At 53.0% G+C, this 17,766-nt stretch carries 10 protein-coding genes; 4 read left to right on the forward strand and 6 right to left on the reverse strand.

Going from position 1 to position 17,766, the window contains the following annotated elements:
* Positions 1 to 70: 70 nt before the first annotated feature.
* On the forward strand, positions 71 to 1,072 hold the full coding sequence (locus BM040_RS15250) for an alpha/beta fold hydrolase (protein ID WP_245756238.1): 1,002 nt from the start codon (positions 71 to 73) through the stop codon (positions 1,070 to 1,072).
* A 4-nt stretch (positions 1,073 to 1,076) separates the two neighbouring features.
* On the opposite strand, the gene BM040_RS15255 is transcribed toward BM040_RS15250, so the two are convergent.
* Positions 1,077 to 1,304 (reverse strand): hypothetical protein, encoded by a 228-nt coding sequence (locus BM040_RS15255; protein WP_092103335.1) that lies wholly within the window; start codon positions 1,302 to 1,304, stop codon positions 1,077 to 1,079.
* 311 nt (positions 1,305 to 1,615) lie between these two features.
* Between BM040_RS15255 and BM040_RS15260 the strand changes: the two genes are divergently transcribed.
* The gene (locus BM040_RS15260) at positions 1,616 to 1,987 is read left to right on the forward strand and encodes a hypothetical protein (RefSeq protein WP_092103337.1); all 372 of its coding nucleotides are present in this window, start codon (positions 1,616 to 1,618) and stop codon (positions 1,985 to 1,987) included.
* A gap of 130 nt (positions 1,988 to 2,117) precedes the next feature.
* On the opposite strand, the gene BM040_RS15265 is transcribed toward BM040_RS15260, so the two are convergent.
* The 3 genes from BM040_RS15265 to BM040_RS15275 all read right to left on the reverse strand — a co-directional run bounded on the left by BM040_RS15265 (position 2,118) and on the right by BM040_RS15275 (position 6,555).
* The gene (locus BM040_RS15265; protein WP_092103339.1) at positions 2,118 to 2,387 is read right to left on the reverse strand and encodes a hypothetical protein; all 270 of its coding nucleotides are present in this window, start codon (positions 2,385 to 2,387) and stop codon (positions 2,118 to 2,120) included.
* Between the two features lie 409 nt (positions 2,388 to 2,796).
* Positions 2,797 to 3,189, reverse strand: a complete 393-nt coding sequence (locus BM040_RS15270) for a response regulator (protein ID WP_245756239.1) — start codon at positions 3,187 to 3,189, stop codon at positions 2,797 to 2,799.
* Positions 3,190 to 3,228: 39 nt separating this feature from the next.
* Complete coding sequence (locus BM040_RS15275; protein ID WP_092103343.1) at positions 3,229 to 6,555, reverse strand: PAS domain S-box protein; 3,327 nt, start codon at positions 6,553 to 6,555, stop codon at positions 3,229 to 3,231.
* Between the two features lie 358 nt (positions 6,556 to 6,913).
* Between BM040_RS15275 and BM040_RS15280 the strand changes: the two genes are divergently transcribed.
* Together BM040_RS15280 and BM040_RS15285 are read left to right on the forward strand one after the other, a co-directional pair.
* Positions 6,914 to 9,148, forward strand: coding sequence for a heavy metal translocating P-type ATPase (locus BM040_RS15280; RefSeq protein ID WP_092103795.1), 2,235 nt, complete (start codon positions 6,914 to 6,916; stop codon positions 9,146 to 9,148).
* Between the two features lie 129 nt (positions 9,149 to 9,277).
* Positions 9,278 to 9,487 carry a heavy-metal-associated domain-containing protein gene (locus BM040_RS15285; protein ID WP_092103345.1) on the forward strand — a complete coding sequence of 70 codons (210 nt, stop codon included), beginning with the start codon at positions 9,278 to 9,280 and terminating at the stop codon, positions 9,485 to 9,487.
* 732 nt (positions 9,488 to 10,219) lie between these two features.
* Here the strand turns inward: BM040_RS15285 and BM040_RS15290 are convergent.
* Together BM040_RS15290 and BM040_RS15295 are read right to left on the reverse strand one after the other, a co-directional pair.
* Complete coding sequence (locus tag BM040_RS15290; protein WP_092103347.1) at positions 10,220 to 11,236, reverse strand: PorP/SprF family type IX secretion system membrane protein; 1,017 nt, start codon at positions 11,234 to 11,236, stop codon at positions 10,220 to 10,222.
* A 9-nt stretch (positions 11,237 to 11,245) separates the two neighbouring features.
* Positions 11,246 to 17,116, reverse strand: a complete 5,871-nt coding sequence (locus tag BM040_RS15295; protein ID WP_092103349.1) for a gliding motility-associated C-terminal domain-containing protein — start codon at positions 17,114 to 17,116, stop codon at positions 11,246 to 11,248.
* Positions 17,117 to 17,766: the final 650 nt, after the last annotated feature.

Consider the following 17,766-nt stretch of genomic DNA (forward strand, 5'->3'; position numbering starts at 1 on the left):
TTTTGCAGGGGCAGGAAAGTATAACTTAATCCCGGATCAGCCTGTTATGAGGGGTAAAACCAAATCTGTAATGATGCATAAACTTAACTTACTGTTGTTTAGCCTGCTGCTACTGGCAGGGCAGGTGCTGGGCCAGCAAGTGCCGGCTTCCCTCAATGCTACCCTCGATGACTATGAGTATCCCCACCCGGTAAATTATTTTGAAGTGGAACTGGAGGGGGCAAAGTATAAAATGGCCTACATGGACGTGCCCCCGGCCAAAAAAGCAACGGATGCGCCAGTGGTAATGCTGCTGCACGGCAAGAACTTTATGGGAGCCTACTGGCGCCAGACCATCGACTATCTCTCTAAAAATGGCTTCAGGGTGGTCGTGCCTGACCAGATTGGCTTTGGGAAGTCTGACAAGCCGGAAGTATACTATACGTTCCACCAACTGGCCCAGAACACGCAGCAGTTGCTGCAGCACCTAGGGGTGAAGCAGGTGGCGGTGGTGGGCCACTCCATGGGGGGCATGGTGGCCACACGTTTTGCGCTGATGTACCCGGAGATGACCTCGAAGCTGGTGCTGGAGAACCCCATTGGGCTGGAGGACTACCGGGTGATGGTGCCCTTCAAAAGTATGCAGGAGCTTTACCAGGCCGAGCTGAAGCAAACCGAGCAGGCTATCCGCAACTACCACCAGACCTATTACCCTGCCTGGAAGCCAGAGTTTAACGAGTGGGTGCAGGTACCCGCCGCGCAGATAAACCACCCCGATTACCCGAAAGTGGCTAAAGTAGCCGCCCTAACCTTCGCCATGATTTACCAGCAGCCGGTGGTGTATGAGTTCGGAAACTTGAAGGCCCCTGCCTTGGTGGTGATAGGGCAGGAGGACCGCACCATTGTAGGGAAGGGGTATATTCAGGATAAAGCGAAACAACAGCAGTATGGGCAGTACCCGCAACTGGGCAAGCAAACAGCCAAGGCCATACCGCAGGCACAACTGGTTGAACTGCAGAATGTAGGGCACATCCCGCACCTGGAAGTTCCGCAGTGCTTCCACCAGGAGTTGCTGCGTTTCCTAAAGAAGTGAGTTATTAATGGTGGTGATGGTGGTCGTGGTCGCCGGGTTTGCTGTTAAAGTTGGCGATGGTGCCAAGTATAAAGAAGGCGATCCAGCAAACGTAAAGCGCATTGAAGTTATCCACCGTTTTGCCCAGCAGCAGCATGATCAGGTTGGCGACTAAAGACATCACCAGGCCGGTGGTGGCCACAAACTGGTAGGAGTTCATCTCCCGTGGGTCGTATATCTTCGATAACTTCATGTGCTGCTGTTAAGGGTTAACTACCTGGTAACGCATATTCCGTACCGGAGGTGCCATTGGGGCAAAATTTAAGCAAAGATAAGGGAAGCCTCCGTACTTGCGGCAGTTTATACTTTAAACTTAAGTCGCACTGAATCCGCCCCTTCCCAAAGTATAATTCTCAGTCTGGGTTCTATACTCTTTTGCGGAAGCATAAAGTGTAAACGGCACAACATTTCTGCAGTTGTTCTATTATGTTAACTCATGCATGTCATTTCCGAACCGGGGCATTGTTACAGCGTATACCTCTCTGTAACTAACCTTCAGAAACGATGAATAATAAAGAGGAAGATAAAAAGAAAGCTCCATCTGAGGAGAAGAACATACATAGTGACTATAACAAACGCGTGGGCATGGGCAATTCGCCCGACCCCAGCGCAAAACGCAATATAGGACCTGAGGGCTATACCGAGCGACCGGGGCAAAAAGACAAGCTCAAGAATATGCACATCCAGGGGGATGAGACAACCGGCTACGGCGCCCACGATCCGCTAAGCACGGAGTCTTTTGCGCAGGGCCCAGGCTTTGAGGCAGAGGGCAGCGACACAGGCATGGCCGGCGACACAGCAGGCATCCGCAAGGGAGAACAGCCTCTGGGCGAGAAAAGAAAAGACGATGCTGACACAGATCAAAGCCGAACATAACTAATTGTTAATAAAGTATAAAAGCAGAAGCGGGAGCCATATTGGCTCCCGCTTCTGCTTTTATAGGTATTTCCATTCGAAGCAGGCCGGCAGGTGTGACGGCCTGCTTCATCTCGGGCAGTTCGGGTTGTTACTCCTCGTAGCTGACAGCTACGAAACGGGTCTGTTGCTGACGTGTCGGCTGGCTTTTGTAGTTAGCATAGGCCTGCAGCTGGTTAGGGTTTAAGAAAGCAGTAAGTTTCTGATCGTATTCCTGAGCCAGCTTCTCCAGTAGCTGCTCGGCAAGGTGCGTATCGTTGCGGTGGTTTTTAAGGATCTCCTGGGTGGCAGCGATGCGCTCCCGGTTCAGTTCTTTCAGTTTAATGTACCCCAGCTCGTTTAAACGGAGTTCGTTAGCCATGGAGCGGGTAAGGTTGGTGCAGTAGGTTTCTGCCTCCCGACTTAGGTTACTATTGGATTGGGCAGAAACAGAAGTATGAATTAAAAAAGCAAACGCGAATAGTAAACAGTATTTCATAGGGTTATCTGTTAAGTGTTAAATTGGATTGATTCTTGAATTCCTGCTTGCCCCTATATAGCTATATAGGCTTCGGAAGACACTCAACAGTACGCACCGGTTAAAAGAAGGGTTGTATAATTTTTGTAATAAATGTTAAATATTAATGATAGTATATATAATACTATATGAATTTACTTATGTTCTAGCACTTGGGGACGTGTAAAGGCAGGGGTAGAGAAACAAAAAAGCCACCGCGGAGAGCAGTGGCTGTACGTTAGCAGCGGCTATACTTGACAGGTTAGACCTGGCTTTACGTCAGGAGGTAATCTTCCTTGATCAGGTGCAGAATTTCCGGGGATAGGGGCTTGGAAAAGAAGTCGCGAACCTCGGAATGGGTCTTGGCGCAGATGATGTCTTCCCTGTCCACGGCAGAGGAAAGCATAAACAGGCAGCATTTTTTAGTAACAGCCTCCGGCAAGCTCCTATAGGCATCCAGAAACTTCCAGCCATCCATACCCGGCATGTTGATGTCGAGGAATATCAGATCCGGAAACTCCTCGGGATTCTGCTCAGCCGCCTGCTTCAGGTTGTTCAGCGCATCCTCTGCCCACTCATAACTTACCACCCTTTCCGCGAAGTTTTCACTCCTGATGATCGTCTCACAAACAAAGTTGTTTATCTGATCATCATCAATTAGAACCACCTTTTTTAACATACCTCTCCTAATGTTCTGTCGTCTGTTTTATATGTAGACTTTGAATGTAGTGCCTTTGCCAGGCTGGCTATCTACCTCGATTTTCCCCTCCAGAAGGTCTACCTGGGTTTTTACAAGGTGCAGCCCCAAGCCCCGGCCTTCTATGTGTGGATGGAAGCGCTTGTAGAGTCCGAACAAGCTGCTCCTAACTTTTGCAAGATCGATGCCAAGACCGTTGTCTGAAATTTCGATACAAATATAATCCTTTTCCTTATAAGTTCTTAAATAAATCCTTGGCTTACGTGCCGGCTCCCGGTACTTGACGGCATTTGTTATCAGGTTCTGCAGTATGCTGTACACATAGCTCCTTAGCGAGACGATTTCGGGAGCTTGGCTGAAATCATACGTCACCTCTGCACCCGTTTTCTCTAGCTCTATCGAGATGCTCTTCAGTATATCCTGCAGCAACTCCTCAAACTGCACCTCCTCCGAAACGCTCAGCACCTGCCCGCGCACTGTCAGGATATAGTTCAGGTCGCGGATGATGTTATCGAGGTTCTGCGCCGACTTGGCCAGGCTATCAATAATATGCCTGTTGAGCTCCGACTCCGGCCGCTGGCGGTCATATACTCTGGTAAGGCCGAGAATGTTGGCAATAGGAGCCCTAAGGTTGTGCGACACGATGTAGGCAAATTGCTGCAGGTTCTGGTTCTGTATCTGCAGTTGCTCGGTTAGCAGCGTCCGCTTTGCCTCTACCATCTTGCGCTCGGTAATATCGGCGGCGGATGCATCCAGCCGCAGCACCTTGCCATCTTCGCCCAGCATAGGCGAGAGGCGCAGCAATACCCATTTCTCCCTTCCGTCGCGGGCTATGATGCGCATTTCGTGTTGTATCTTTTTGCCGAGCGATACTTCTTTCTCCAGCAGGCCGCGCAGTACCGGGTAATCATCCCCGTGGATAATTTTTGGCCAGAGGTGATCTCCTGTAAATTCTTTCTCAGTGTAACCCGTAACATAGCTGCATTGCGGGCTAATGTAGAAGATCCGGAAATCGGCATCGGCTGAGAAAATAACTTCAGGGATGTTCTCGATGGTGGACTGGAACAGGTTCTTGGCCTCCCTTACCTCCATCTCTTTCTGCTTCTGCTCGGTGATATCCTGCGCGGTGCCCGTTACTTTCAACACCTGCCCGTCGTGGGTTACCAAGGGCTCCATGGTCTGGTGCAGGTATTTCACCGAGCCGTCCTTAAGCCGGATGCGGTGCTCTGTCGTAACGGCGGTTTTCTCCTCAATCACGCGACGGAAGGCCTCTAGGGCATCCTCCTTATCGTCGGGGTGGAAAAAAGAAACTATACTGTTAAAAGTTACTGTAAAGGTATGGGGGGCAATGCCATAAATATTGTACAGGTTATCGGAGATGGTGAGGGTGTCACGCAGGATGTCGTATTCCCAACTGCCAAGTTTGGCCAGCTTCTGTGCCCTGGTAAGCTGTGCCTCGTTGTCGCGGATGGAGGCTATGATTTTGCGCTGCTCCGATATATCATGGATGCTCATCGCTACGGCAATAATCTCCTGCTGCTGCGTCATCACGGGGCGGTAGGCCACCTCGAACCAGAAGTCGCCGAAGCCGGTTTCATAGGTAGTAGGCTCGCCCTTCATGGCCCGTGCATGGCTTTCCAGGAGCATGCTCTTCTGGTCTTCGGCCGTGATGCTGAGTACGCTTTGCCCGGCCTGCAGTTCCCGAAGCGTTAACTGCTTCACCTCCCTGGCTGCCACAGCGTTAAAAAGTATGATGTTCAGATCCTTGTCCAGCAGGTAAATAGCCTGTGGCGAGCTGTCGAGCAGGGCGCGCAGGTTGGCCTCGCTGGCTACAAGCTGCCGCTGTGCCTCTGCCTGGTCTGTGATATCAATAAAAGTACCGTTATAGATGAGTATACCGTCCTCTTTAGAAGAGGGAAGCCCGTGCCCGCGTATCCAAATCCATTTTTGCCGCACCTTGTTCCAGAGCCTGAAGTCTTTTACCCAAGGCTGGAAGTGGCTAGTGGCAGTAGCTATGCTTTCCTTCACATCCGGCAGGTCGTCCGGGTGAACGGCATTGAAAAGTATGTTCAGATCCTGGTACACCTCTTCCGGGGTAACACCAAATATTCTTGTAATGCCACCACTTAGGAACGGAATGCTCATGTTCCTGTCGGCGTCCATCCTGAACTGGTACACAGCCCCGGGGATGCTGGAGCTCACTTCGCGGAGCTGCTGCTCCCTTTTCCGCAGTTCCTCTATAAAGTCCTCCTGCTTTTGCACGTTTTCAGACGTTACAAGGCGGGGAAACACGCCATCAGCCGCTGCAAATGCATGCGACTTAAGCTTTACCCAAAAAACGGAGCCATCCTTGCGCTTGTGCAGGGCCCTCTCGCTACTGGCAAAGGCGGTCTTATCCAGCTGGCTGAGATGTCTCTCTACTTTCTCCCGTTCCTCCTCCGGCCTGATATCCAGAAGTGTCATTTGCCCGAACTCCTCCGAAGTATAGCCATACTCCTGTACGGCCGCCTCGTTTACCTCCAGAAACCGGTACGTATCCTGGTCATACACGAACATGGGGATTGGGTTGAGCTCGAATAGCTGCTTAAAGTGCAGCTGGGTTTGCTCCAGTTTAAGCTGTAGTGCCTCCCGCTCCTCTATCTCCTGGCTGAGCCTGTCGTTCTCGTGCTGCAGGCGCCTGGTAACCCTGCTGGATGCAAAGGCCGCCCAGATAATACAAACGGCCGCCAGCAGAAGCAGAAAGGCATAACTGTCAATAATATCCGTAACGGCCGGAAAGAACTCAGAGGTGTGCTTTTTGCCAGCCGCTGTAAGCCCATTGCTAAGGTTAATGAGGTTTGCCTGGTGGCGGATATAGAAAGGGGTGACAAATGCCCTGTTGTAAGCCACCAGCTTTTGCTGCTGCTGGTCACGGGAAAACCTGAGCAGGCTATCTACATGGATATGGTACTGCTGGAGGTCCAGGCTGATGTTGTGCAAGGTGCGCAGTAGCTCAGGTTGCTCCAACACGGTGTGCAGTTCCCGTATAGTAGCCTCGTTGGAGGCGTAGGCCTTTACAAGTTCCCGGCGTATGCTGTCCTTGCTGGCTCCGTCCTGCGTGCGCAAGTGTGCACTTAGTAGGTCCTGGGTCAGCTCTTTGTTCTTGAAGAGGCTGTTTACAAGCTCCAGGCGTTTATACGTGCGCAGCATCTCGCCTCCATATTCCTGCTGCAACTGGCTGACCTGGATGTAGAAAAAAAGGCAAACCGATACCAGGGCCACCATCATGCTGAGGAAGGCTATACCAATAGACCGTATAGCCCGCGCATTTCCCTGCTGATTATCAGGTGTTGTCATGCTGCTCTGTAAGCGTCATATTATACTTTCTGAACTGTGTGGTTGGGCGGCTTATGATAAAGACTAGTATAGTGCAATAAAGATACTAGCGTCCTTATTGTACAATAATAGATAAGAACATAAGAGCGATCAAGAAAAGTGGTTGAAAATTAGCAAGAATTAGTAAGATACCTTTTAACGTGGAAGGAATGGTAAGTGTATAAAGTATAAATTCAGCAGTTATTCAGTACAACTATTTTATACCTGAGCAGGGGGTGCCCTTTGGGTTAGCGTAAACTATGTAATCCTTATCCGGAATAATGTAACACTCCCGGGGTGATTGAGGGGTATCTTTGTAACAGATAAAACGATGAAAGAAATGGCAACTGTAAAAGATAGAAAACTAACCAAAGCCACCTTTCCGGTAGAGGGGATGACCTGTGCCTCCTGCGCCAACAGTATCCAGAGTATGCTGAACGCGCGCGAGGGAGTGGCTGAGGCCAACGTAAACTTTGCCGGTAAAACCGTGCAGGTGGCCTACGATGCCCAGGAGGTAAACCCTGTGCAGCTGCGCGAGACCGTGCAGGAAATCGGCTTTGACATACTCATTGAGGACACTACCCAGGAAGAACTGGAGGAGCGGCAGGCTAAGTCGCTGGCGGCCCTAAAACGCAAGACGATTATAGCCAGTATTTTGGCCTTCCCGGTGTTTGTGCTGGGCATGTTCTTCCACGACACCTTTACCTGGGGCAACTGGGCTATGCTCATACTGACCACCCCGATTCTGCTGTGGGCGGGGCAGCGCTTTTTTACCGGTGCCTGGGCACAGGCCAAGCACGGCCGCGCCAACATGGACACGCTGGTAGCCCTTAGTACCGGTATCGCCTATGTGTTCAGTGTGTTTAACACCGTGTACCCGGAGTTCTTCCTGAGCCGCGGTCTGATGCCGCACGTGTACTTTGAGGCGGTGGCCGTGATTATCGCGTTTATACTTTTGGGCAAGTACCTGGAGGAAAACGCCAAGGACCGCAGTTCTTCGGCTATTAAAAAGCTGATGGGCCTGCAGCCGAAGACGGTGCGGGTGCTGCGAAACGGCACCCAGATGGAGCTCAAAATAGAGGAGGTACAACTGGGCGACCGGGTTGTGCTGCTGCCCGGCGAGCGCGTGCCGGTGGATGGCGAAGTGGCCTCGGGCTCTACCTACGTGGATGAAAGTATGCTGAGCGGAGAGCCGCTGCCGGTGCAGAAAAATCCGGGCGACCTGCTCTACGCCGGTACCATTAACCAAAAAGGCAGCGTGCTGCTAGTTGCGCAGAAAACCGGTGGCGAAACCATGCTGGCGCACATCATCAAACTCGTGCAGGAGGCGCAGGGCAGCAAGGCCCCGGTGCAAAAGCTGGTGGATAAAATCGCGGGCATCTTCGTGCCGATTGTGCTGGTGATTGCCCTGCTGACCTTTGCCGCCTGGATGGTGTTCGGAGGCGAGGCCTACCTGACAGAGGCGCTGCTCTCCACCATTTCGGTACTCGTCATTGCCTGTCCGTGTGCGCTGGGTTTGGCTACGCCAACAGCCATTATGGTGGGCGTGGGACGGGGCGCTGAAAACGGCATCCTGATAAAAGATGCGGAGAGCCTGGAGCATGCGCATAAAGTAAACGCCGTTATACTTGACAAAACCGGTACCATCACACTGGGCAAACCCTCTGTAACGGATGTGGTCTGGGCGCAGGACACGCCGGGGCAGGCGCACCTTGAAACCCTGTTCTTCTCGATGGAGGCACAGTCGGAGCACCCTATTGCACAGGCCATTTATACGTTCTACAAAGAGCAGGGGCGGCAAGCTGTGCAACCCGACTCCTTCAACAGCCTGACGGGCTTGGGGATTGAGGCTACCTTCGCCGGCAAGCGCTACCTGGCGGGCAACGAGAAGCTCCTGCGCCAGCAGGGCGTGGTGCTGCCGGAGTACCTGCTGCAGGCGGCAAAAGCCCTGCAGGATGACGCGAAGACTGCCATCTTTTTTGCCGATGCCGCCCAGGCGCTGGCCGTGTTTGCCGTAAGCGACCCGATTAAGCCTGCCGCTGCCGAAGGTATCAAAGCCCTGCACGAGGCCGGGCTGGAAGTATACATGCTCACCGGCGACAACAGGCAAACGGCTGAGGCTGTGTCACGTCAGGTTGGCATAGACCATTTCCAGGCGGAGCTGCTGCCAAACGACAAGGCGGAGTTTGTGAAGAAACTGCAGGCCGAAGGCAAGGTGGTGGCCATGGTAGGTGACGGCATCAACGATGCGCAGGCGCTTGCCACCGCCGATGTAAGCATCGCCATGGGGCAGGGCACGGACGTCGCCATGGAAGTGGCCGGTATCACCCTCATGCGCTCGGACCTGACGCAGGTGGCCAAGGCCGTGAAACTGTCGCGGGCCACGGTGCAGACAATCCACCAGAACCTGTTCTGGGCCTTTTTCTACAACGTCATCTGTATTCCGGTAGCGGCCGGCGTGTTGTTCCCCTTCACAGGCTTCCTGCTGAGCCCGATGGTTGCAGGGGCGGCCATGGCCCTGAGTTCGGTGTCGGTGGTAACCAACAGCCTGAGGCTGCGCGGCAAGAAATTGTGAGAGTTAGAAAGTTGAGAAGTTATAAAGTATAAATCTTATACTTTGGTAGCGTCAATTTGCAACTCGTACTACTACCTGTCACAAGTATAAAGTGTGATTAATATGTTAAATAAATAAAGATGAATTAGTATGGAAACCTATAAGTTTAAGACCAACATCAACTGCGGAAACTGTGTAAAAGCTGTAACCCCACATCTGAACAAGCTCGAGGGCGTGCAGGAGTGGAAAGTGGATACCGATAACCCGGACAAGGTGCTGGAAGTGAAAGCAGATGCTGCCAACGCCGAGACCATCAAAGAAACGGTGCAAAAAGCCGGTTTTGAGGCAGAGCAGATTTAAGCAAGTATAAAGTACAAGTTTAGCTGTAGAAAGGCTGATGGGGTGTTACCTATCAGCCTTTTTTGCTTTGGGTAGCAAGTATAAAAAGAAGTATAGTGTTAAAATTTAACCATGCTCAGTAAACTTTTGAGTTACATATTTACTTGCCTGGTAACATATCATAGCGCGAGCGTCCTCGCTCGTGATGAGTATAGGAGTGGCCTCTGGCCGCTGTAGAATTACAGTATTGCGGCCCTCACTGCTGCTTCGGATTTGCAATCCGGAGCTTATTTAGAAGCGGATTTGTAATCCGCCTGTTTGCCCGTAGCTGCTGCCTTTGCCACTGCGGATTACAAATCCGCGGGTCCTATACTTTCGGATTGCAAATCCGAAAGAGCATGAAATAAGCAAATCTGGGCCAGAGGCCCCTCGATAGCAAGTCACGAGCGAGGACGCTCGCGCCATGCAACAACGCACCCTCGCTCGCCTCCGCCGAGTGTGCGTTGTAGTTTAGCCTCTGGCTAATTTAACCTTGGCCTTTATCGAACATGGCGGGACGCCACCTGGAAACCTCGCACTCGCCGGAGGCGAGCGAGGGGAAGTTCTAAGCGGTCAGAGTTTCCCTAAACCGTTCATCAGTAGATGCGCTACTAAGTATAAATCATTGTCAGTTAGCGTATTTAAAAAGAAAAGGACAGCTAAAGTAGCTGCCCCATTTCTGTACTCTCAAAACTAAACCATTATTGTCTTATATCACCAAGCCCATTCCGGGCAGATAATTTTTCGTGTGTTGCGCAACTTAAAACCGAGCACCACCTCGTGGCTGCCGGCGCTGGCATGCCCCAGCGGGGAGGTGGTGGCATCATAAGAATAGCCCAGGTCAAGGAGGGGGCTGATGTTGATGCCCGCCATGGCCGCCACCGACTCCTGATGGCGGTATGTAACTCCGGCCCAGATTCTGTCGCCATACATCACCTTCATGGTGGCATCCACCGACACCGGGCTAGGCTGTGCCACTTTTACCATCACGGAAGGGATGAGCGAAACGTAAGGGGCCACGTCCACGCGGTAGCCGCCCGTTACGTAGTAGTGCTGTTGCAACGAGCCATCGTCATCAGACGGAGCATTGTCGGTCAGGTATTTGCGCTTGCTTGGTACCAGCTGTGCCCCTGCCACCCCTGCGTAGAAGTTGCGTGAGTACAGCCAAAGGCCCATGCTCAGGTCAAACTTAACCTCGTTTACTCTTCCATCATAAATAGCCGGGTCGTGCAGGCTGTTGCCGGCCAGCTTCACCTTCGCCGGGTCTAGGCTGTACTGTATAATGCCTGGCTGAACCCCGGCAGAAACTTTCACGGTGCGTGAAAGTGGCTGGTGGTATGCATAGCTGGCCGATACGCTGCCCCGCTTCAGCGGACCTGTTTCCGTGGACATGGCCATCAACCCAAAGCCGTGGTGGGAGCGCACCCTGCGGTACATGTTCGTAGACTTCATGCTCGATTCCTTCGCCATTCCTCTGCCGCCATAGGTGCTGCCACCCGACTTGTTTATCGGCATGTGCAGCGTGGCATAGTAGGTCTGCGGTGCTCCCTCCAGCCCCGACCACTGGTGGCGTGTGCCCAGCCTCAGGTCAGCATAATCTTCTATGCCCGTAATGGCAGGGTTTGCCAGGTAATTATTCAACGTGTACTGGGTAAACTGAGGGCGCTGCTGGGCAAAGGCACAGCCGGTTGCCGCCAGAAACATCACACCCAAGGCTAAAAGTTTGTTCATAGATAAGGCTTATTTAACGATGGTTACGCTGCCGGTAAGCGGCTTTTCGTTTCGGTCTAATTTGATAACATAGTAGTAAGTGGCCATCGGCAGCGCACTACCGTTCTGGCGTCCATCCCAAGGCTGTTTGTAACCATCGGATGCAAACACCAGGTTGCCCCACTGGTTAAAAATCTCCACGCGGCAGTTGTTATACTTTTCAATGTTCTCGATGACCCAGGTGTCGTTGATGCCGTCTTGGTTTGGCGTGAACGTGTTCGGGATATCGACGTAGGGCAGCACCACGACCACCACTTCATCTGTGAACGTACAGCCGCCTTCCGTTGTAGCCGTTACCGTATAGACGGTGGTTTTCTCAGGCTTAACCATTGGGTTGGCGATGTTCGGGTTATCCATGCCGGTGGCTGGTGACCAAGTATATGTCAGGCCGCCGCTAGCCTGCAGCTGGGTGCTTCTGCCTTCCAGGATAGTCACATCAGGGCCAGCGCTCAGCTTAGGCTCCGTTACGGTAACTGTTACCGGCAAACGCTTGCTGGCACAGCTCTGCACTTCCTGCACATAATAGGTCGTGGTATGGAGCAAAACCGGCGTTTCAAAGGTGCTGCCTGTGGCAATCGGGCTTCCGCCTGCCGCGCTGGCATACCATTCCAGTCTGCCGCTGCCAGAACCTTTGGCCATTAGCGTCGTGCTGAGGCCGGCGCAGATAGTAGACCCCTGTGCCACAGTGGTTTCCGGAAGCGGCGTTACTTTCACTTCCACCGGGTTGCTGGTAAGCGAGCCGCAGGAAGCGGACGTGACCACACGGCGGAACCAGGTGCCCTCTGTCAGCGGGTTAGGCGTATAGTCCTTGCGGTTGTTTTGACCTAGGGCCGGAGTGTATACCCCATTGCGTGCGTTGCTTTGCTCCCACAGGTAAGCCGGGTTACCGCTTCCTCCGGTTGGCTCAGAACCTACCAGTGTAGCAGGTGCCTCACCGTAGCAAACGGTCTGCGTGCCGGAAAGCACCACGTTCTTGCTCAGGGCAGGCTTCACAGTAACCAGCACGGCATTGCTGGTGCTGCTGTAAGCGCCCGAGGTGGCCACTCGGCGGAACCAAGTGTCCTGGCTTACCGGGCCGGGCTGGAAGTTCTGCGCGTCGTTCGGAGCGCCGTTGTAGCCCTGTGCTGTCACAAAACCGGTTTTATCGCCTTTGGTGCTCATCTCCCAGCGGTAGTTGAAGTTGCCCTCACCGCCTTTTGGTACTTCGCCTTCCAGTAGGGCTGGCACGCTGCCGACACAAATGACCTGGTCTGCCTTGATGACGTTGCTGGCGATTTCAGCAATCACCGAGATTTTAACTGCATTGGAGATGGCCTCGCAGCCGCCGGAAATAATCACCCGACGGTACCAGGTATCCTGATACAAGCCTCTCGGGAAAGTATAATCAGCATTCAGGTTGTTGCCTTCGGCAGGGGCAAAGTTCTGACCGTCCGTACTGGACTCCCAGCGGTAGCCATACTTGCCGTTGCCTCCTTTTACCGGAGCCGTGTTCAGGCCGGTTAGCGTGGCCGGTTTGGTGCCGGCATAGATGCTCTGGTCAGCCTTGATGTTATAGTTCTCAATCGGGGCGTTTACCGTCACTTTTACCGGCTCCGAATAGCTGATACAGCCGCCGGAAGTAACCTTGCGACGGAAAAGCGTGGTCCGGCTCAGGCTGCCTGGCTGATAATTACCATCGGCGCGGGTGTTGGCGCCCGGAGCCGGCATGAAGTCGGTGCTTCCCTCTGGTTTATACTCCCAGGTGTAGCTATACTTACCCGCTTCGCCGCCTGTGGTCGGCGTGAGGCTGGTCAGCAGGGTAGGAGTGCCGCCCTGGCATACTTCCTGGTCTCCCGTAATCAGGTTCAGGAGCTTGGGGTTGACAGTGACTGTTACCGGGTCGCTGGTGCTCACGGTGCAGCTGCCGGACATCACAACTCTTCGGAAAGAGGTGGTCTCGGTCAGGTTGCTTGCCGTCCAGTCTTTGGTGTTGCTGCCGCGGCTGTTCGGTACCTCGCGATACTCGCCGCCTGCCGTTCTCGATTCCCAATAGTAAGTATAGCTGCCTGCGCCGTAGCCACCTTCCGGCATTTGGCCGGTAATCGTAGCCGCATCGCCCTCACAAATCGTTTGCGTGCCGGAGATGATGTTCTTGCTGATAGGCGGCATCACCTGCACCAGGATAGTGTTGCTGGTTACTGCCTGGCAGGAGCCCGACTGCACCACGCGCTTGTACCAGGTATTGCCTGTCAGCGGAGCCGCTGGCTTGTAGTTTGGTGCGTTGCTGTTCTCTATAGGCGTAAAGTTGACGTTGTCTTTGCTCACATACCAGGTATAAGTGTACGGGGCAGCGCCTCCTGCCAACACACCCTGAATTTCGTCTGGGATTTGGCCGTGGCAAATCGTCGCTACTTCGCGCAGCTCATTTTTGGTAATGGTTGGGATTACCTTCACCTCTACCGCTTCGGAGGCCAGCGCACAGCCATCGGAGTACACCATCCGCTTATACTTGGTCGGGAGCTTGAGCCCTGCCTGCACCTGGTAATCTTTGCCGGTGGCGCCGATGATGTTGGTAAAAGTGGTGCCGTTGGCGCTGCTCATCCACTGGTAAGTATAGGAGCCCTTGCCGCTTCCGCCAACAGGCTCAGAACCCGCCAGGTTGAACGGAGCATCCTCACATACTATTTCCGGAGCCGTGATGGCGTTGTTGTCCAGGATGGGGTTTACCGTGACCTGCACCTGGGTGCGTGGCCCGGCGCAGTTGCCCACTACCGCTTCTGCAAAGAAAGTAGTCGTGTGCTCCACGGTCGGCTCGTATACTTTGTCGCCCTCTTTTACCAGCAGGTTACCGCTGGCATCATACCAGTTATACTTGCTCGCATTGCCCTGTGCTACCAGCGTGGCCTTTCCAGCACCGCAAATGATAACAGGTGCCACTACAGGGGCTGCAATCTCCGGACGCACGATTACGGTGACGCGGGTGCGTGGGCCGGCGCACTGGTTTTCACCCACGTGCTCGGCGTAAAAATCAGTGGTTTGAGTTAGGTTACCGGTCTCAAAGCCAGTTCCGGCCGGAGTGGTAGCGAGCAGCTTACCGCCGTTCGGTTGGTCGTACCAGTTCACCTGGCCCGTCTGTACAGCTGCCTGCAGAGTGGTAGAGGTATTAAAGCAGATGTCTTTGATGCCTGATACTACCGGAGCGGCTGGCAGCGGCTTTACAATCACCTGCATCTCATCCGTGGTAAAGCAGGTGCCGGTATAAACGGTATAAGTCAGGGTATAGGTACCTACTTCCGAAGGCGTGAAAGTGCCATCCACCGTTACGAACCTGGAGCCGCTCCACTTACCACCCGCCGGGCTGGCACCAAGTATAAACTTGCCTTCATTCAGGCAGACTTCCTGCACCTTCTGTGCTACAGCAGCCTGCGCCACATCAGTTACCTGCACCGTCATCTGGTCGGCGTTGGTACAGCCTTTGGCGTCGGTGTAAGTATAGGTTAGTATGAAAGTACCTCTTCCATTTGGAATGAAAATACCGTCGGCGCTCACATGCTCGCCGCTCCAGGTACCGCCTGCCGGAATGGCCTTCAGCGTCAGTGGGGTGGGGTCGTCGCAGACAGTCATGTCCGGTCCGGCATTTACTTCTGGCAGGGGATTTACCGTTACTGTTACGGTGGCCGTGCTGCTGCAGCCGGTGGCGCTGTTGTAACCTGTCACGGTATAGGTGGTGGTCTCGGACGGAGAAGCCGTCACTTCCGCCCCTGAGGTAGCGCTAAGCCCGGCAGCCGGTGACCAGGTATAGGTGTCGGCACCGGAGGCGGTGAGGATGGCGCTGCCTTGTCCCTGGCAAATTTCCTGAGACGAAGCCGTTACTTTCACCTCTGGCAGCGGGTGCACGACTACGGTATAGGTAGTGGTGCTGGTACAGCCTGTTTCCTTGTTCGTACCCGTGATGGTATAGGTGGTTGTCTCGGTCGGGTTGGCAGTAACCGTGCTGCCGGTGGTGGCGCTCAGGCCCGTGGCCGGTGCCCAGGTATAAGTATCGGCTCCTTCTAATGTAAGGGTGGTGCCGCTACCGCTAATACAAATGCCTCCTGGTGCCGCTGGCGTTACCTTTAACTCGGGCAAGGGGTTGATAGTGATTTGCTGCGTAGCTGCCTCCGAGGCACCACACTCGTTGGTGGCCACCAGGCTGACGGTATAGGTGCCTGCCTGGGTGAAATTTATACTTGGGTAGGCCGAACCCGCATCAGTGCCCTCGGTAAAGTTGGCCATTCCCGGACCTGAAACGGACCAGTTGTATTGGCTGATGGTACCAAATTGTGCATCGTATACTGGCGCATGCAGCTTATTGTCGGTTGTAAAGGCGATGGTCTGCGGACCGCAGTATACTTGCTGCGCCGGCAACTGCACCTTCGGTTTGCCTTTGATAACGACTGTGGTTTCCTTCAGCGAGGTCTGGCAGCTGTTGCTGGCAGTCAGCGAGATGGTATAGGTGCCCGGCTTGGTGAACTGAAACTGGGCATTTCTGGAGCTGGACTTCGTACCGTTGGCAAAAGCCCATCCTTCAGCAGAGTTCACGCGCCAAGTATAAGCGGCCTCCGGACCAGTAGAGGTGTTCGTGGCAGCAAATACGGCTGTTACGCAGCTATTATCCCCGTTCAGGGTGAAGTCGGCCACTGGTGGCTCTTCGATGGTGATGACTTTGTTCACTGTACTTGCCAAACACTTCGTGTTAAGGCCTGTAGGTGTGGCCGTCATCTGAATGGTATAAGTGCCTGGTTTGGTGAACTTCACCGAAGGGCTCTTGGTCTTGCTGTTACCGGAAGTATACTCCCATCCCTCTGCCGGAGAGATTACCCAATCCACGATATAGCTGCCGGCACTGGCATCCGTGTTGGCGTTGGCGTTAAAGCCTTCAATCGTTTTGTCTGTCAGTTTGATAGGGGTGTTTAGACAGGCAGTGCCGAAAGCAAAATCAGCAATAGGGCCTTTGGACACTTTAATACCACCCACAGTGGCTGGCGTGGTGCCGCAGGGGTTGGTGGCCGTCGCGGTTAGGGTAAAGGCGCGTCCCGGTTTCTTCATGGAGGACTCGGTGAAGGTATGCTCGATGGTGGAAGGCAGGTTAGCGTGCGAGAACACCATTGGGGCCGAGCCATCGTCGAACTGGAAAGTATAAACCGTTTGCGGGGAGTTATACTTGGTGATTTCCTTGTCGATGTCGAAGATGAACGTGGCCGGGGCACAGTCGTTGGTGTTACCGCGGCTGGAGATACCCAGGCTTGGGTTACTGCCAATGAAAACGCGCTCCTCGTGGGTGCTGCTGCAGCCGTGCGCGTCGTAAGCCGTGACGATCAAACGGAAAGAACCGCCCGATTTGTACGTATGGGTGGCTGTCTCAAATTCTGCTCCCAGGGTGGTGGAGTTCCCATCGCCCCAGTTAATGACATAGCGGGTGTTCGTTGCTTTGGTGGTAGAGGCATTCTCGATGGTGAGCTCAAACGTGGCCACGTTACCTGCATAACTACAGGAGGTAAAGAAGCTGATGGGGTCGGCCACCGTGGCATCCGGACCACTAGTTATCACTATTTCCTCGGAGGTCGCCTCGCAGCCATCGGTCTGCTTGGTTTTAACCGAGTAAGTGCCAGGTTGGGTGATGGTTATACTTTTAGAAGTAGCCCCGGTAGACCACAAATAGGAGTCGGCCTCGGTAGCTGAAAGTACAACTTGGCCATCGCCGCAAAGGCTGCCGGAAGAGGTGATTTGTGCGGTACAGGTTTGGGCGTAGGTTGAGTTTGAGAGGGCACTCCAAAGCTGCAGCAGGAGCAGACATAAAATGCCTAGGGCAGGGGATCGCATATACTTTGGTTGTAAAATTTTTCTATATAAAGCTGCTCTTAGTTGGTATAATCACGCTCCTGTTGGTGACTTATCCCCGAAGGAAAGTCGCTGTCTCAGAAGTCGTTAATAAGTGAACCTGTATATTCTGGGACAGCCGTGTGTTCGGGTATAAGTCCAATAGCAGTATTTGCAGGTTCATTACAGGTAAGTGCTTTTCGGGATGCTAAAGTTCAAAACCGACACTGTTTTTTTGTGAAAAGTCGGTCAATTTTGAAACTTAAATTTAGAGCGAATCGTATAACGCTGATTTTTTGGTGATTACGGGTTTTTTCTCTCCTGATGTAAATTTCACCAGCGGCTCGGGAATCTCCTGGATGGAAGCAGATTGCATTCTTTCGGTAGAACAAATTATGCTTGAGGTCAGCGTTTTGCCTGAATATTTACATTTCTGTATATAACTATACAACCTGTATAGTTATAGTAAATACTTAAAATAGTTATAATAATCATGGCAGTTATATCCTCTGCCCCTCTCTCACTATACCTATTTTTCCGGCTACCCATATTAGTTGCTGATATATTGGAAGAGTTATATATGTGTGTGAGCGGCTACTAAGTGAGGGGTGGAGGATAGGTAGCTGCAAGTATGTTTTTATGCGAATAAATGA

Source organism: Pontibacter chinhatensis, assembly GCF_900113285.1.
In the GTDB taxonomy this organism is placed as follows: Bacteria; Bacteroidota; Bacteroidia; order Cytophagales; family Hymenobacteraceae; genus Pontibacter; species Pontibacter chinhatensis.

Excerpts from the sequence above, each read along its gene's own strand:
- BM040_RS15250 (WP_245756238.1), top strand. The coding sequence starts at position 71 with ATGATGCATAAACTTAACTTACTGTTGTTTAGCCTGCTGCTACTGGCA.
- BM040_RS15255 (WP_092103335.1), bottom strand. The coding sequence starts at position 1,304 with ATGAAGTTATCGAAGATATACGACCCACGGGAGATGAACTCCTACCAG.
- BM040_RS15260 (WP_092103337.1), top strand. The coding sequence starts at position 1,616 with ATGAATAATAAAGAGGAAGATAAAAAGAAAGCTCCATCTGAGGAGAAG.
- BM040_RS15265 (WP_092103339.1), bottom strand. The coding sequence starts at position 2,387 with ATGGCTAACGAACTCCGTTTAAACGAGCTGGGGTACATTAAACTGAAA.
- BM040_RS15275 (WP_092103343.1), bottom strand. The coding sequence starts at position 6,555 with ATGACAACACCTGATAATCAGCAGGGAAATGCGCGGGCTATACGGTCT.
- BM040_RS15280 (WP_092103795.1), top strand. The coding sequence starts at position 6,914 with ATGGCAACTGTAAAAGATAGAAAACTAACCAAAGCCACCTTTCCGGTA.
- BM040_RS15285 (WP_092103345.1), top strand. The coding sequence starts at position 9,278 with ATGGAAACCTATAAGTTTAAGACCAACATCAACTGCGGAAACTGTGTA.
- BM040_RS15290 (WP_092103347.1), bottom strand. The coding sequence starts at position 11,236 with ATGAACAAACTTTTAGCCTTGGGTGTGATGTTTCTGGCGGCAACCGGC.
- BM040_RS15295 (WP_092103349.1), bottom strand. The coding sequence starts at position 17,116 with ATGCGATCCCCTGCCCTAGGCATTTTATGTCTGCTCCTGCTGCAGCTT.